15 protein-coding genes are annotated in these 15839 nt (G+C 41.3%); 3 read left to right on the top strand and 12 right to left on the bottom strand.

The window, feature by feature from the left end:
• Window positions 1–2: 2 nt before the first annotated feature.
• From rseP to rpsB, 8 genes are all read right to left on the bottom strand, one after another.
• Window positions 3–1355 (bottom strand): sigma E protease regulator RseP, encoded by a 1353-nt coding sequence (gene rseP / locus BCG07_RS14185; RefSeq protein WP_243531182.1) that lies wholly within the window; start codon window positions 1353–1355, stop codon window positions 3–5.
• A 1-nt stretch (window position 1356) separates the two neighbouring features.
• Complete coding sequence (gene ispC / locus BCG07_RS14190; protein WP_243531184.1) at window positions 1357–2562, bottom strand: 1-deoxy-D-xylulose-5-phosphate reductoisomerase; 1206 nt, start codon at window positions 2560–2562, stop codon at window positions 1357–1359.
• Window positions 2559–3425, bottom strand: a complete 867-nt coding sequence (locus BCG07_RS14195; RefSeq protein ID WP_006793631.1) for a phosphatidate cytidylyltransferase — start codon at window positions 3423–3425, stop codon at window positions 2559–2561. The genes ispC and BCG07_RS14195 overlap by 4 nt, the downstream gene beginning before the upstream one ends.
• 20 nt (window positions 3426–3445) lie before the next feature.
• Window positions 3446–4225, bottom strand: a complete 780-nt coding sequence (gene uppS / locus BCG07_RS14200) for an undecaprenyl pyrophosphate synthase (RefSeq protein ID WP_243531186.1) — start codon at window positions 4223–4225, stop codon at window positions 3446–3448.
• Window positions 4226–4306: 81 nt separating this feature from the next.
• Complete coding sequence (frr, locus tag BCG07_RS14205; protein WP_282447153.1) at window positions 4307–4828, bottom strand: ribosome recycling factor; 522 nt, start codon at window positions 4826–4828, stop codon at window positions 4307–4309.
• 49 nt (window positions 4829–4877) lie between these two features.
• Entirely contained in the window at window positions 4878–5627 is a 750-nt protein-coding gene (pyrH, locus tag BCG07_RS14210; protein ID WP_006793634.1) for a UMP kinase, read from the bottom strand.
• 158 nt (window positions 5628–5785) lie between these two features.
• The gene (gene tsf / locus BCG07_RS14215; protein WP_006793635.1) at window positions 5786–6637 is read right to left on the bottom strand and encodes a translation elongation factor Ts; all 852 of its coding nucleotides are present in this window, start codon (window positions 6635–6637) and stop codon (window positions 5786–5788) included.
• A gap of 104 nt (window positions 6638–6741) precedes the next feature.
• Window positions 6742–7470: a 30S ribosomal protein S2 gene (rpsB, locus tag BCG07_RS14220; RefSeq protein WP_006793636.1), complete on the bottom strand. Its 729-nt coding sequence runs from the start codon at window positions 7468–7470 to the stop codon at window positions 6742–6744.
• Window positions 7471–7742: 272 nt separating this feature from the next.
• On the opposite strand from rpsB, the gene map reads away from it, so the two are divergent.
• The 3 genes from map (at window position 7743) to dapD (ending at window position 12047) form a co-directional block, all read left to right on the top strand.
• A complete protein-coding gene (map, locus tag BCG07_RS14225; RefSeq protein WP_006793637.1) occupies window positions 7743–8528 on the top strand; it encodes a type I methionyl aminopeptidase in 786 nt (261 codons plus the stop codon).
• A gap of 62 nt (window positions 8529–8590) precedes the next feature.
• Complete coding sequence (glnD, locus tag BCG07_RS14230; RefSeq protein ID WP_010557179.1) at window positions 8591–11209, top strand: [protein-PII] uridylyltransferase; 2619 nt, start codon at window positions 8591–8593, stop codon at window positions 11207–11209.
• Window positions 11210–11219: 10 nt separating this feature from the next.
• On the top strand, window positions 11220–12047 hold the full coding sequence (gene dapD, locus BCG07_RS14235; protein ID WP_286890674.1) for a 2,3,4,5-tetrahydropyridine-2,6-dicarboxylate N-succinyltransferase: 828 nt from the start codon (window positions 11220–11222) through the stop codon (window positions 12045–12047).
• A gap of 124 nt (window positions 12048–12171) precedes the next feature.
• Here the strand turns inward: dapD and BCG07_RS14240 are convergent, their stop codons facing one another.
• The 4 genes from BCG07_RS14240 to BCG07_RS14255 all read right to left on the bottom strand — a co-directional run.
• Window positions 12172–13203, bottom strand: a complete 1032-nt coding sequence (locus BCG07_RS14240; RefSeq protein WP_286890676.1) for a DUF2804 domain-containing protein — start codon at window positions 13201–13203, stop codon at window positions 12172–12174.
• Window positions 13204–13405: 202 nt separating this feature from the next.
• Complete coding sequence (locus BCG07_RS14245; protein ID WP_006793641.1) at window positions 13406–13750, bottom strand: 4a-hydroxytetrahydrobiopterin dehydratase; 345 nt, start codon at window positions 13748–13750, stop codon at window positions 13406–13408.
• A 37-nt stretch (window positions 13751–13787) separates the two neighbouring features.
• Window positions 13788–14585 carry a phenylalanine 4-monooxygenase gene (gene phhA, locus BCG07_RS14250; protein ID WP_008126648.1) on the bottom strand — a complete coding sequence of 266 codons (798 nt, stop codon included), beginning with the start codon at window positions 14583–14585 and terminating at the stop codon, window positions 13788–13790.
• Window positions 14586–14822: 237 nt separating this feature from the next.
• On the bottom strand, window positions 14823–15839 hold a 1017-nt coding region (locus BCG07_RS14255), incomplete at its 5' end, for a trans-sulfuration enzyme family protein (protein ID WP_286890681.1).

The following is a 15839-nucleotide window of genomic DNA, read 5'->3' on the forward strand; positions in this document are numbered from 1 at the left end:
AATTACAAACGCGATACATCATTGAACAAAGCGAAACATGTTAGAAAAATGAGTAGCAACGCTCCCACTTTAAAACCAAATTCTTGTGTCTTTTCAGAGACCGGCTTTTTACGAAAAAGTTCAATTATGTAATACATTAAGTGTCCACCATCAAGCACTGGCAGAGGTAATAAATTAAATACGCCCAAGTTAACGCTTATCAGGGCTAAAAAGCTTAAAAAAGCAACTAAACCATAGCTTACGCTAGTCCCAGCTCCCACTGCAATACCAACAGGACCACTTAAGTTTTTAACCGAAACCTGACCCGTAATTAAATTACCAATCATGTCAAAACTCAGCGTAATCAACCGCCAGGTTTCTTTTGTACCGCGAACAATACTATCAAGTGGTCCAAAACTTCGGGATTGTACATACCCCTCTGGCCATTGCTGAACAACAGGTGCTACACCTAAAAAACCTTGTTCTATACCATTGTTGCCAACACGCCCTTGTGGGGTCACTGTTATGCTTTTTATACTATCTTGTCTTTTTACACTAAATTGTAAAGATTTGTTAGCCGATTGCGTAATTACATTAACTAATTGCGGCCAATTGCTTATAGTTTCACCGTTTACAGCCAAAATAGTATCGTTAACTTGCAAATTTGCTTGTTCCGCTGCTGAATTTTTAGTCACCGCAGCAACCGTTAATGTTGCTTGTGGCCTAAAGGGGACAATACCCAAAGAGGTAAGTGGAGGAACATCTTGTTGGTCGAGCTTCCAACCATCAATATTGAGCGTTTTGACTCGTGTTTGTAAGTTTTCATCGCGAACTGTAATCTCTACACGCTCTTCACCTAATCGCGACATAAAAGCAAACGTCGCGTCTTGCCACGTGGTTATATTATCATCACCAATTTTAATAATGTGTTGGCTTGGCATAAGCCCGGCTTGCTCTGCTCGGCTTCCTTCAGTAATGCTGCCTACGACTGGTTTTACCGATTGCACACCCACCATGTACATCACCGCTAACGCAAAAATAGCAAACAAAAAATTTGCCATAGGCCCAGCTGCTACAATGGCAATACGTGCTTGTACTGACTTTGAGTTAAACGATAAATGTCGCTGATTTGCTGGAACATCGTCCACACGCTCATCAAGCATTTTGACATATCCACCTAGTGGAATAGCTGCTATGACATATTCTGTATTGTATTTATCGTGACATTTAATTAAGGGCTTACCAAAACCAATAGAAAAGCGTAGCACCTTAACACCCGCCTTTCGTGCTACCCAAAAATGGCCATACTCATGCACAGTAACTAAAATGCCTAATGCCAAAATAAATGAGCCAAGATTCCAAATAAAATCAAACATACTAATGAGCCACTTTATTTATAAACTGAGTTGCGTTGACACGTGCAAGCTCATCGCATTGTAATATTTCATCTAAACTCTGTACGTTGGTGTATTGAGCCGACTCTAAGGTTTGTGCATTAATTTTATAAATATCTGTAAAACCAATTTTACCTTTTAAAAATGCAGCAACAGCTATCTCATTTGCAGCATTAACGGTCGTTGTTGCTCCCTGCCCCGCCGAACATGCATCAATAGCAAGTTGCAAATTAGGGTAACGGGTAAAGTCAGGTTTGGTGAACGAAAAATCACAAATATCAGAAAAATTAAGCGATTTAACACCTGCGTCAATTCGTTTTGGGAACGCTAATGCATGGGCAATAGGCGTACGCATATCAGGGTTACCCATTTGCGCTAAAATTGAGCCATCATGATACTGAACCATCGAGTGAATAATGCTTTGAGGGTGAATAACAACGTCAATATCATCGCTATTACAGTTAAATAGCCACTTGGCTTCAATAAACTCAAGGCCTTTGTTCATCATAGTTGCGGAGTCTACTGAGATTTTTTGACCCATAGACCAATTAGGATGAGCTACCGCTTCACTGACGGTCACATCTTTTAAGGTACTTATATCACGCGTTAAAAATGGACCGCCTGAACCGGTAAGTAAGATTTTACTGACACCATTATCTTGCAGGTTTTTATCGCTTTGAGCATTTTGTAGTGAGTGAGGTAGACACTGAAAAATAGCGTTATGTTCGCTGTCGATTGGCAGTAAAGTTGCTTTGTGCTTTTTAACTTTATCAATGAACAATTGGCCCGACATAACCAGCGATTCTTTATTCGCAAGCAACACTTTTTTACCTGCTTCAACCGCACTGAGTGTAGGTAACAAGCCTGCGGCTCCAACAATGGCAGACATAACTATATCTACATCAGGGTGCGCACATAAATCACTCATTGCCTGTTGTGAATGCATAATCAGAGTTTGGCACGCTGCACCCTTTAAATGCAATGACAGTTCTTCTGCTGCACTTTGTGTTGCCATGACAGCATAAAGGGGTGAATGCTTAATGCAAAGCTCAGCCATTTTTTTTGCATTTTGACCCGCTGTTAAAGCAAATACATCAAACAAATCACTGTTTTTTGCTACAACATCAAGTGTACTTAAACCAATTGACCCCGTAGCACCTAAAATAACTAGCTGCTGCTTATGACTCATAAACTTAAAGTCCACGCATAACACATTACAAACATAGGCGCGGCTGCTGTTAAGCTGTCAATGCGATCTAAAATACCGCCATGCCCAGGTAAGCATTTACCACTGTCTTTAAGGCCTGCTTCACGTTTAAACATACTTTCAAGTAAATCGCCAATTGCTGAAAATAGCGCTATAAATGCCGTCATAATGGCGTAAATCGGCCATACGGCTAAATCCACGTCGGTAAAATGACAAAACGCCATAACAAATAATACTGATGCAACAATACCACCGGCAAGGCCTTCAATTGTTTTATTTGGACTTACTTTAGGCATAAGCTTGTGTTTACCAAAACTTTTACCTGTAAAATACGCACCAATATCAGCGCTCCACACAATACCTAACACAACCAAAATCAGCATAGAGCCAAAGTGAGTAGATTCAAGGTATTGCGCACTACGAAGCGTATTGAGCGCAAGCCATAACGGCACTAAAGTCAGAAGCCCTGCAATGCCACGCATTACTAGCCCTTCATTCCACGCTTTTGCCATGGCTGGATAACGCCATACTAAGTAACTAGCAACAATCCACCATGCAAACGCCAAAGTAAATAAATAATTAGCATCGCCCACTAGCTGACCATTTTGCCAAAGCGACTCTATCGGCCAGTGTAAATTGAGCACAGCGAGTAAAGCTGCAACAAGCACAACAAAGGCGCCTCTTTTTATTTTGTCACATAGCCCCATAAAAGCTGACCACTCCCAAGCGCCCATTAAAACGATGGCGGCGGCAAAGTAACTAAATAACGTCAATGGTGTATAAAAAACCAAGGCGAGCGCTGCGGGTGCTAACACTAGCGAGGTTAAAATGCGTTGTTTTAACAAAATTGTGACCCTTAATCTATTTAGGTTTGAGCGAGTAATTGTTTTATTTGTTCGCCCGTACAACCAAATCGTCGCTCTCTGGCAACGTAACATGCAATGGCCTCAGCAAATGCTGCTTCATTAAAATCAGGCCAAAGTGTTTCGGTAAAGTAAAGTTCTGCGTAAGCTGCTTGCCATAGTAAAAAGTTACTAATGCGAACATCGCCCCCCGTTCTAATAAGTAAATCGGGTTCAGGTTGATCGGCCATGCTCATATGCTGCGCAATACGCTCTTCAGTAATATCTTGTGCGTCTATGCCACCGCTTGCAACTTGCATTGCGAGTTGTTTAGCCGCGTTTGCCATATCCCAACGGCCACCATAATTAGCAGCCACGTTTAAACACAACCCTGTGTTATTTTCTGTCAGTTGCTGCGCACTATATACTTTGTTTTGCAACCCTTCAGAAAACCGAGATAGGTCTCCAATGATGGTTAGTTTTACATTGTTTTTGTGAAGCTTTTTAACCTCTTTTGTTAATACAAACAAAAAAAGCTCCATTAACGTATTTACTTCGTCTTCAGGGCGGCGCCAGTTTTCACTGCTAAATGCAAATAAGGTTAACGATTGTACGCCTAATTTAGTACAAAACTGAACAGATTGACGAACAGCGTCCACGCCTTTTTTGTGCCCATACACACGAGGCCTATTTCTAGCTTGCGCCCAACGTCCGTTCCCGTCCATGATGATAGCAACATGCTTAGGTAAACATTGTTGTGAAATTGTATCAGCGTTTAAAGCCATAAATATCGAGTATTCCATAAAAAAACGCCGCCTAGTATAACCCAGACGGCGTTTCAAAACTAATATATTTGTATACACTAGCTCAGCTTATTTAGCTGTTTAGATTTCCATCAATTCAGCTTCTTTCGCTGTTAATTGAGTGTCCATTTCTTTGATAAATTTATCTGTTAACTTTTGGATTGCATCTTCGCCTTGGCGCGCTTCGTCCTCAGAGATATCTTTATCTTTTAATAGTGCTTTAATATCACCATTAGCATCACGGCGAATATTACGAACAGCAACACGGCCGCCTTCAACTTCGCCACGTACAATTTTAATTAAATCTTTACGGCGCTCTTCTGTAAGTGGAGGAAGTGGCACACGAATAACTGTACCTGCCGACATAGGGTTTAAACCTAAGTCAGACGCCATAATCGCTTTTTCAACTGCTTGTGCTAATGACTTGTCAAAAACACCAATGGCAAGCGTACGTGAATCTTCAATTGTTACATTTGCAACTTGATTTAACGGTGTAGGAGCACCGTAGTAAGACACCATAATGCCATCTAAAATTGCAGGGTGAGCACGGCCAGTACGAATTTTAGAAAGTTGGCTACCTAGTGCTGTTACACTCTTTTGCATGCGCGCTTGCGCATCTTTTTGAATATCGTTAATCACGGTTTAATCCTAATTATTTGATTACTTCATCTGAGGCTTGTGAAGAGATAAGTGTTCCTTCTTCTTCACCCATAATTACGCGTTTTAACGCGCCTGATTTATTCATGTTAAATACGCTTAATGGCATATTGTGATCGCGGGCTAAAGTAAATGCCGCTAAATCCATAACTTTTAATTCTTTATCAATAATTTCATTGTAGCTTAAGTGACGGTAAAGTGTCGCTTCTGGGTTTTTCACAGGATCGTCACTGAATACGCCATCAACCTTTGTTGCTTTAATGACTGTATCAGCTTCAATCTCAATACCACGTAGACACGCAGCAGAATCTGTAGTGAAAAACGGGTTACCCGTACCCGCTGCAAAAATAACAACGCGGCCAGTTTTTAATAAGCTTATTGCTTCAGCCCAGTTGTATGCATCACATACACCATTAAGTGGAATAGCAGACATTAATCGACAGTTTACAAAAGCACGATGCAGCGCATCACGCATTGCAAGGCCATTCATTACCGTTGCAAGCATACCCATGTGATCGCCTACTACACGGTTCATACCCGCTTCAGCTAATGACCCACCGCGTAAAAAATTACCGCCGCCAATAACTAAACCCACTTCTACGTCGAGCTCTACTAACTCTTTAATTTCTTGTGCCATACGGTCTAAAACTTTAGGGTCGATGCCGAAGCCTTCGTCTCCCATTAAAGCTTCACCACTTAATTTGAGAAGAACACGTCTAAAAATAGGTTTGCGATTGATAGTCATAGTTTTGGGGCCAACTTTTATTGAATTATGGATAAAAAATAACCGCGCTTATGTTAAACATAAAAGCGCGGTTATTTTAAAGAATTTCTAAGCGTGAAGCAAAAGCAAATAGTACTTTAATTGCATCTAATTTCCTTGTCCTTCACAGTTAGTCAATCTTACTCACCTTTAGCAGCAGCAATTTGAGCAGCAACTTCAGCAGCAAAATCTTCTTCTTTTTTCTCGATACCTTCACCAACTTCAACACGTACGAAGCCAGTCACTGTTGCGTTTTTCTCTTTAAGAACATCGCCAACAGATTTTTTAGGTTCCATGATGAATGCTTGACCAGTAAGAGAAACCTCACCAGTAAACTTCTTCATGCGACCAACAACCATTTTTTCAGCGATTTCAGCAGGCTTGCCTTCGTTCATCGCGATATCGATTTGAACTTGCTTCTCTTTTTCTACAACATCTGCAGGAACATCAGCAGGTGTTAAGTACTCAGGGCTTGAAGCAGCAACGTGCATTGCAACGTGCTTAAGTGTTTCTTCATCAGCAACACCAGCAACAACAACACCAATACGCTCACCGTGACGGTACTCAACTAGGTTTTCACCAGCGATGTACTGTAGACGACGTACGTTGATGTTTTCACCAATTTTAGTTACTAGCTCAACACGGTCTTCTTCAAACTTAGCTTGTAAGTCTTCGATAGAAATTGTTTCAGCGATTGCAGCGTCAGCAACTTTGTTAGCAAATGCTAAGAAGCTTACATCTTTTGCAACGAAGTCTGTTTGACAGTTAACTTCAACAAGTACCGCAACACCCGCATTTTGCTTGATGATGATAGTACCTTCAGCAGCAATGTTACCTGCTTTTTTAGCAGCCTTTGCAGCACCGCTCTTACGCATGTTTTCAATCGCTAACTCGATGTCACCATCAGTCTCAGTTAACGCTTTTTTACAATCCATCATGCCAGCGCCTGTACGCTCGCGTAATTCTTTAACTAGGGCAGTAGTTACAGCCATTAGTAAATCCTCAAATCTGAAATCTGGTTTAGATAAGCGGGTTACCCGCTCTACAAGAATAGCAAGTCTTCATCCTATTAAGATGAAGACTTGATGACAGCTAATTACTCAGCTTCAACGAAATCGTCATTCTCAGCTTGAGCAACGATGTTATTCTCGCGACCTTCAGTGATAGCAGCTGCAACAGCGCTAGTGTAAAGGGTTACAGCACGGATAGCATCATCGTTACCAGGAACGATGAAATCAACGCCGTCTGGATTAGAGTTAGTATCTACGATTGCAACAACTGGAATACCTAGGTTGTTAGCTTCACGGATAGCAATGTGCTCGTGGTCAGCATCGATAACAAAGATCGCGTCTGGAAGACCGCCCATGTTTTTGATACCACCAAGGCTCTTTTCAAGCTTTTCCATTTCGCGGTTAAGCATTAACGTTTCTTTCTTAGTTAATTTCTCGAAAGTACCGTCTTGGCTTTGGATTTCAAGGTCTTTAAGACGCTTGATTGATTGACGTACTGTTTTCCAGTTAGTCAACATGCCACCTAACCAGCGGTGGTTAACGTAAAACTGATCGCTTGCGATAGCAGCTTCTTTAACTGCGTCGCTTGCTGCGCGCTTAGTACCAACGAAAAGAACTTTACCTTTGTTTGCAGCAGCGCCACTTAAAAACTTAAGTGCGTTGTTGAACATTGGTACAGTTTGCTCAAGGTTGATGATATGTACACGGTTACGAGTGCCGAAGATGAAAGGCTTCATCTTAGGGTTCCAGTAACGTGCTTGGTGACCAAAGTGAACACCAGCTTGAAGCATGTCGCGCATTGAAACGTTTGCCATTTTATAGATCCTCTATAGTTGTTTAGGGTTAGGCCTCCACATATCCCATAGCACCAACACCGAAGTATTTAAACTTCTAATGCACCCAAGTGTATGTGACGATACGTGTGTGTGTTAAAATCAAATTGTGTTTGCCTTAAATACAAAAAATCATTTAAGAATTTATTTGTAAAAAGACGGCGCGCTTTATACCATATTAAAATTAAATACTCAACATCGCGTGCAAAAATTATGCAGCGATAAAATGTTAGAAACGCAACTTTGGAGCCTCAATGAGCGCTATTATCAAGACCCCTGAAGAAATAGAGAAAATGCGTGTAGCTGGGCGTTTAGCAGCAGACGTACTTGAAATGATCGGCCCACATGTCGTGCCGGGGATCACCACTGATGAGCTAAATACTATTTGTCATGATTATATTGTTAACGAGCAAAAAGCAGTCCCTGCTCCTTTAAACTATCATGGTTTTCCAAAATCAATTTGCACCTCTGTTAACCATGTAATTTGTCATGGTATTCCTAACGACAAACCGTTAAAAGAAGGTGACAGCGTAAATATCGACATCACTGTTATCAAAGATGGCTACCACGGCGATACATCTAAAATGTTTCACGTAGGTAAACCAAACATTCAAGGTAAGCGTTTGGCTGAAGTAACACAAGAAAGCTTATATCTTGCCATTAAAATGGTAAAGCCGGGTGTACGTTTAGGTGATATTGGCGAAGCAATTCAAAAATACGCCGAGAGCTTCAACTACTCAATAGTACGTGAATATTGCGGCCATGGTATTGGTAGCGAATTTCACGAAGAACCACAGGTTATGCATTACGGTAAAGCCGGTACCGGTGAAACATTAAAAGCGGGTATGTGTTTAACTATTGAGCCAATGGTTAATGCGGGCAAGCGCCAATGTAAACTGCTTAAAGATGAGTGGACGGTTGTAACACGCGACCGCAGTTTGTCTGCACAGTGGGAACACACGTTATTAGTGACTGAAAATGGTGTTGAAATTTTAACGCTACGATCAGATGATACTATCGACAGGATTATCGAACACTAATAAACCTACGCAGTTGATAGTACGTTTATCAATGTGGAAGGTTCAATGAGGAGCCAGCCCACGTGGCATTACCCAACAAAGTAAAAAAGTTGCTTAGCGATGCTGAGCAACTAAGTGACTATCGCGATTGTTCCAGCTATTTTTACAAATGGTTGCATAACGAATTTTCAAAACAACCAGTTGGTAATTTAATTAATGCCCGGGCTGAGTTTATCGACCGCCTGTTGATCAAATTATTTCATGTTTATGATCTATCTCATGAGCCTGATTTAGCGCTGATTGCCGTAGGCGGTTACGGACGTGGTGAGCTTCACCCTTATTCAGATATCGACTTCTTACTGCTTGTAACAGAGCAACCAAGTGAAGCGGTATGTGAAAAAATAGGTCAATTTGTCACTATGCTGTGGGATCTTAACTTAGAGATTGGCCACAGCGTTCGTACAATTGATCAAGCAATAGAGCAAAAACGCGAAGACGTCACCTTTGCCACCAGCTTGCTCGAAAGCCGACTAATTTTTGGTAACCATATTGAGTTTGAAAAGCTTAAAAACTTTATACTCGAAACGCCAGTATGGGGCTCTAACGACTTTTTTGAAGCCAAAGTACAAGAGCAAAATCTGCGTCACCGTAAATGTCACGGAACAGCGTACAACTTAGAGCCAAACATAAAAGAAAACCCAGGTGGTCTTCGCGATTTACAAACTATTATTTGGGTAGCCAAAAAGCATTTTAGAGCCGAAACCCTCCAAGAGCTCATAAACCATGGCTACTTAACCCATGAAGAGTTTCAAGAGCTTTCAGAGTGTTTAGAAAACCTATGGAACATTCGCTTTGCCCTGCACTTAGCCGCTGGACGATCAGAAAACCGTTTACTATTTGATCACCAACCCCTTGCTGCAGAAATACTTGGCTTTGGTAGCGATGGTAAAGCGTCGGTTGAACGTATGATGAAGCGCTTATTTCGTATAATGAGCCGTGTACGCGAACTCAATCAGATGCTGCTTTCGTATTTTGAGCAAAGCATTTCGCCACTAAGCAGCGAAGCCGTTGTTGAGGTACTCGACAGAAATTTTGAGCGTGTTGGCCATCAAATTCGTGTTAAAGACCCATCTGTATTTTTTAGGCGCGATCAACTTTTTGTTCTGTTTGAGCACATTGCTGAAAATCCAGAAATTACCCATATTTACCCAAGCACTATACGCACTATTCGCCAAGTACGCCGTCGTTTGTTGGGTGACCTGCAAGATTACGCGGCCTGCCGTGAAGCTTTCTTACGCTTGGTAAAACACCCTAACGGTATGGGCCGCGCATTCACATTAATGCATAAGCACGGCATGCTGGCAGCATATTTACCGCAATGGCGTAATATTTTTGGGCAAATGCAGTTTGATTTATTTCATGCCTACACGGTAGACGAGCACACCCACAAATTAATCAATAATATTTACCAATACTTTGATAAAACGGGCGTGAGTGAGTTTCCAATTTGTAGTGAAATAGTCACTCGAATGGATAAACCCGAGCTTTTATATTTAGCCGGTATTTTTCATGATATTGCGAAAGGCCGCGGTGGCGATCACTCAGAGCTAGGGTCGGTCGATGCTATTGCATTTGCTAAGTTACATGGGTTCTCATCATCCGATGGCAAGCTTATCGCATGGCTTGTTGGTAATCACTTACTTATGTCGGTAACTGCACAAAGAAAAGACATAAACGACCCTACAGTAATCAAAGACTTTGCAACACGTGTAAAAACAGAGCGCCAACTCGATTACCTTTATTGTTTAACTGTGGCAGATATTCGTGCCACTAACGACAACCTATGGAACGATTGGAAAAACACTTTATTGCGCGAACTTTATTTGCACACACAACGTGCATTGCGTTTGGGCCTTGAAAACCCAATGGACCAACGCGACCAAATTCGTGATAAAAAGCACCAAGCAAAACAACGCTTGCTTAATTTAGGGTACCTTGAAGAAAAAATTGACTTAATTTGGAGCCGCTTTAAAGCAAACTACTTTACTGCATTTAGCGAGCAGCAAATATCGTGGCAAACCGAGCATTTAGTAAATAGCACCGATTTAAGTCAACCGAGTGTAATAGTGTCGAATGCGCCTATGCACGGCGGCACGCAAGTGTTTGTTTACAGTCCTTACTCGGGTGCCCTATTCGCCCGTTTAGTAAACATAATTGGTACTAAAAAGGCACAGATCCAACACGCACAAGTACTGACCACCAAAGACGGTTATGTACTGTTTAGCTTTGTTATTCTTGAAGTCAGCGGCGACCCTATCGCAAGTAGCCGCGCGCAATCGATTAAACGCGGCCTTGAGCAAGCACTTAATGACCCGCGTAAAAAAATTCGCTTTAAAAAGAGTCGCTCACAACGTTTTAAAGACTTTAATATCAAACCCAAAATTGTGCTGCGCCCACATGCTAGAAAAGATCGCAGCTTAATTGAAATACAAGCGGTTGATATACCCGGTCTACTAACCAAAATAGCCGAAGTTTTCCAAGCACATTTACTCCATATTCATGCAGCCCGCATAACAACGGTAGGTGAACGTGCAGAGGATTTCTTTGTCGTATCAAATAACGAATACCAAGCCCTGACTGATGAAGAACAAGCAAAAATTCATCAGGCATTACGTAAAAAATTCAACGCCGAAACAGAATAAGAGGACACACATGTCAGATTTAAAAACAATGATCGAAAACGCATGGGATAACCGCGACAGCATTAGCCCAAGCACTGTATCTAGCGATGTAAAACAAGCTATTATTGACGCGCTAGAACTACTTGATGGCGGTGCCGCGCGTGTTGCTGAAAAAATATCAGGCGAATGGGTTGTGCACCAATGGCTTAAAAAAGCAGTGTTACTGTCGTTTCGTATTCGCGACAACCAACCAATGAACGACGGCGTTAATCAGTTTTACGACAAAGTACCGCTTAAATTTAGCGACTACACGCCAGAGCAATTTCAACAAGGCGGCATGCGCGTAGTGCCTAACGCAGTAGCACGTAAAGGCAGCTTTGTAGGTAAAAACGTCGTACTTATGCCCTCGTACGTAAACATTGGCGCATACGTTGACGAGGGCACCATGGTTGATACATGGGCCACTGTTGGCTCATGTGCACAAATTGGTAAGAACGTGCATTTATCTGGCGGCGTTGGCATAGGCGGCGTTTTAGAGCCACTACAAGCTAACCCAACCATCATTGAAGACAATTGTTTTATTGGCGCACGTTCTGAAATTGTTGAAGGTGTAGTAGTAGAAGAAGGCGCTGTTATTTCAATGGGCGTTTATATCAGCCAAAGCACTCGTATTTACGACCGTGAAACCGGCGAAATTCACTACGGCCGCGTACCTGCGGGCGCAGTAGTTGTACCAGGTGCATTACCATCAAAAGATGGCACACACAGCCTTTACGCTGCAATCATTGTCAAAAAAGTAGATCAACAAACACGCGAAAAAGTAGGCATCAACGCCCTACTTCGCTCGATTGATGATTAAATAGAAAACAATGGCATTAGTATAAATTATTGATGAAAAAATAAGGCTCTGAACCTTTTTAGATTTAGAGCCTTACATTCTTTTAAAGCGTTCGTATATATACGTTAATTCCCAAAAGCTACATCTACCATTTTGAATAGTGATCTTCTGCTAAGCCCCACTGCCCGTTGAGTGTTATCACTTCATTAGGAAGCGTTATTTGACCGAAATAACGACCGATTTTTTGTGTGAAATTCGTGGCCACAATGAGTAAATTAGTTTTATCAAAACGTTGGCTTACAGGTTCAAAAGTAAGATTAATCAGGCCGTCGTTTGAGTGGAGTTCCCACTTGTCACAATCAATTTCGTTACCATAACGATTAAACTTAAAATCAACCATATCAATTTTGTATAGCTTTCCGTCAAGCCAAATAGCATTTTCAGTAAATCCTGTTTCAATTACACCTGCTGAAAGGTTTAATCCCAAGTAGCGCCCATCAGGTAATTTGCAGGCAAGGCTTGCCCAATTCCAAAATGTTTCACGACGCATATAGCCTGCACTCCAATCTACACAGGCCAATGCGTTCATATGGCTAAAATCGTAGCGGGTATTTTTTAATAGAAGCGTGCCAGAGCAATTTAGCGCGGCCGATTTTTGGGTGAAATGGAAACCAGTATAACCAGCTCGAACACATACACTCAAAGGAAGGTAATTATCTGACTCGTTAATTATTGCATCAAGGATCAGCGTGGTACTTATTTTAACTGTTACCTTTCGTTCACCGGGTCTATCTGTGGTATTAACGTAAACGCTGTTATCACCCTTTTTAAAATAACTATTGCCAGAATTTGGCAGCGGCTCAATTAATGTGTTTTTAGAAAATAAATTTACAAAGCTGTGCTCGTCTAACTGCTCTGTTTTTAAATTGTAAACATAAACAAAACAGTTGCTGGCAATTTTTAAATCAACGATTGCAAGTCCAATAACTAATTCATCGCAAGTAATGCTTATAAACTGAAACTGGTTAAACTTAAATTTTTTTGCAAGTTTACCGCATGGCTTATCCATTGCGTTTCTTAAATCAAAATCTAAGTAATTAATATGCTCAATCCCCTGTGGGAATAAACCAAAGTTAGCCTGTCCATCAGGGTTAATCAGCTGCAGTTTTTTTGGCATGTACTATCCTTTCATTTACAGCCTATATTATTCTCGGACACAAAATAATCAACCTAAGAAGATAATTACATGGTAAATATTCGTCTTGTTATCCATATGCTTTTGTCGTAACAATTTTAATAAAGGGTGATAGTTTACCAACACCAATAAAAAAGCACTTATAAAAATAAGTGCTTTTAGGTTTGCTCAATTAATTTTTTAATTACAGCGCGTTAAATACGTCGTCTGTTTTAGCTGCGCAAATAAAGTCGTTTTTATGCAAGCCTTTAATTGAATGGCTCCACCACGTTACAGTTACTTTGCCCCACTCGGTTAATAAACCAGGATGGTGGCCTTCGTCTTCTGCCATGTCGCCTACTTTGTTAGTAAACGCGATAGCTTGTTTAAAGTTTTTAAATTTATAAACACGCTCTAGCTGCATAATGCCGTCGCGTACTTCTGGTACCCAGTCTGGTATTTTTGTAATAAGCTGTGCAAGCTCTTCGTCAGACACTTTTGGTGCATCTACGTGGCAAGCTTCGCATTTTTGTTCACTTAATGAAGACATTTTAAATCCTTATTTTAGCGTTTCTTTTAAATTAAAGTTAACTGGCTAATTTTTCTTTTGGTGGAAATTTTGGGTCATGCAAACCAAGCTCTTTAGCTTGCTCAACCAAAGTCATAATATCCATTTGCGATATATCAAACAGATCATGAATCGAATTAATGGTGTAGTACTGCGGTTGCATAATATCAATGCGATAAGGCGTACGCAGTACATCGATTACGCTCATAGGCGTTATTTCTGGTGTATCTGAATACACATACTGCGTTTCACCCGGGCTTGATAAAATTCCGCCACCGTAAATACGCAGGCCGTTTTCGGTTTGCATTAAACCAAACTCAACGGTAAACCAGTACATGCGTGCTAGGTAAACACGATCTTTTTTCTGCGCTGCATACCCTAATTGCCCGTATTTGTGTGTGAACTCGGCAAAATCAGGGTTTGTTAGCATAGCGCAGTGGCCAAATATTTCATGAAAAATATCTGGCTCTTGAAGATAATCAAACTCTTCACGACTTCGAATAAACGTGGCAACCGGAAACTGTTTATTTGCTAACAGCCTAAAAAACTCATCAAAATCGATAAGTGCAGGCACAGGCGCTACTTGCCAGCCAGTAGTAGCAAGAAGTACCTCGTTAAGCTCGCTTAGTTGCGGTATACGATCGTGTGGAAGATTTATTTTTTTAAGTCCTTCCATATACTCATCGCAGGCCTTGCCCTCTATGCACGCAAGTTGGCGTGCTACAAGCTCAGACCAAATTTTATTTTCTTCATCACTCCAATGTATAACACCATTTTCGTCTGGTGTTTTGGATGTGTATTTACTTGCTTTAGCCATAAGTACCTTCTGGGTTGTGAGCCCTAAATCGGTGTCAGTGTGATACTCAAACCTATTGAATATCGGGTGACCCCATACTATGTAAAAGTGAAGAAAAGTTTAATAGACAAGCTAACATCTGTACTTGGCGCGATCACCTAATTCGTAAATTTAAAATTACACGCGTGACACATTAAAATTACAGTCACGAATATAAAGGCCCTATACGAAGCTTTATGTGTAAACAAATAAATACAGCTAAAAGGTTTGAGTAAACGCTTGGTCTAAATCACTAATAATGTCGTTAACATCTTCAAGCCCAACAGAGAGCCTGATCAACCCGTCACTGATACCCGCGGCGGCTCTCTCTTCTGGTGAATAAGGAGAATGGGTCATAGACGCAGGATGCTGAATCAGTGTTTCGGCATCGCCTAGGCTTACAGCAAGTGTACAAAGCTTCATGCTATCAATAAATTGCGCACCTTGTTGTAAAGTACCTTTTATTTCAAACGCAATCACGCCACCTGCAGCTTTCATTTGATTACCAATAAATTTATTTCCTGGGTGTGATTTAAGGCCGGGGTAATAAACAATATTAACTTGATGATGCGCCTCTAGGTATTCAGCCACTGTTTGTGCACTCTGACAGTGACGCTCCATGCGTATGGCTAAGGTTTTTAATCCGCGATTTATAAGCCATGCGTCGTGTGGGCTTATGGTTGCACCAATGTCTTTTAGTACGGTCATTTTTATCAAGGTAATATGCTCAAGCGATCCACACACAAGTCCAGCCACCACATCGCCATGGCCATTTATGTATTTGGTTGCACTGTGCATAATGATATCAATGCCATATTGTTTTGGTGATTGCAGCAATGGCGTTAAAAAAGTGTTGTCTACCACGCTAATTAAGCTGTGCTGTTTAGCAATAGCGCCAATAAGTGCTAAATCAATCACAGCCATTGTTGGGTTTATTGGTGTTTCTACAAATATCATTTTGGAATTAGGTTTAATGGCAGCCCGTAGCTCGTCCTCGCAGGTCATATCAACAAACGTAACTTCAATTCCCCAACGCGGTAACATGTGTGCAAAAAACGCGAACGTACAACCATATAATGCGCTTGATGCAACAAGGTGATCGCCCTGTGATAAAAAGCTCAATACCGATGCCGATACAGCGCCCATGCCTGTAGCCGTTGCCGCAGCGGCTTCGCAGCCCTCTAGCTGTGCTATCTTTTGTTCAAGTTCGGTGGTCGTTGGGTTACCTAAACGGGT

The organism is Pseudoalteromonas sp. ESRF-bin5 (assembly GCF_002632075.1).
Lineage (GTDB): Bacteria > Pseudomonadota > Gammaproteobacteria > Enterobacterales > Alteromonadaceae > Pseudoalteromonas > Pseudoalteromonas marina.

Coding starts and splice junctions, on each gene's coding strand:
- dapD (WP_286890674.1), top strand. CDS start 11,220: ATGTCAGATTTAAAAACAATGATCGAAAACGCATGGGATAACCGCGAC.
- BCG07_RS14245 (WP_006793641.1), bottom strand. CDS start 13,750: ATGTCTTCATTAAGTGAACAAAAATGCGAAGCTTGCCACGTAGATGCA.
- uppS (WP_243531186.1), bottom strand. CDS start 4,225: ATGGAATACTCGATATTTATGGCTTTAAACGCTGATACAATTTCACAA.
- BCG07_RS14240 (WP_286890676.1), bottom strand. CDS start 13,203: ATGCCAAAAAAACTGCAGCTGATTAACCCTGATGGACAGGCTAACTTT.
- rseP (WP_243531182.1), bottom strand. CDS start 1,355: ATGTTTGATTTTATTTGGAATCTTGGCTCATTTATTTTGGCATTAGGC.
- rpsB (WP_006793636.1), bottom strand. CDS start 7,470: ATGGCAAACGTTTCAATGCGCGACATGCTTCAAGCTGGTGTTCACTTT.
- map (WP_006793637.1), top strand. CDS start 7,743: ATGAGCGCTATTATCAAGACCCCTGAAGAAATAGAGAAAATGCGTGTA.
- pyrH (WP_006793634.1), bottom strand. CDS start 5,627: ATGACTATCAATCGCAAACCTATTTTTAGACGTGTTCTTCTCAAATTA.
- tsf (WP_006793635.1), bottom strand. CDS start 6,637: ATGGCTGTAACTACTGCCCTAGTTAAAGAATTACGCGAGCGTACAGGC.
- frr (WP_282447153.1), bottom strand. CDS start 4,828: ATGCAAAAGAGTGTAACAGCACTAGGTAGCCAACTTTCTAAAATTCGT.
- ispC (WP_243531184.1), bottom strand. CDS start 2,562: ATGAGTCATAAGCAGCAGCTAGTTATTTTAGGTGCTACGGGGTCAATT.
- phhA (WP_008126648.1), bottom strand. CDS start 14,585: ATGGCTAAAGCAAGTAAATACACATCCAAAACACCAGACGAAAATGGT.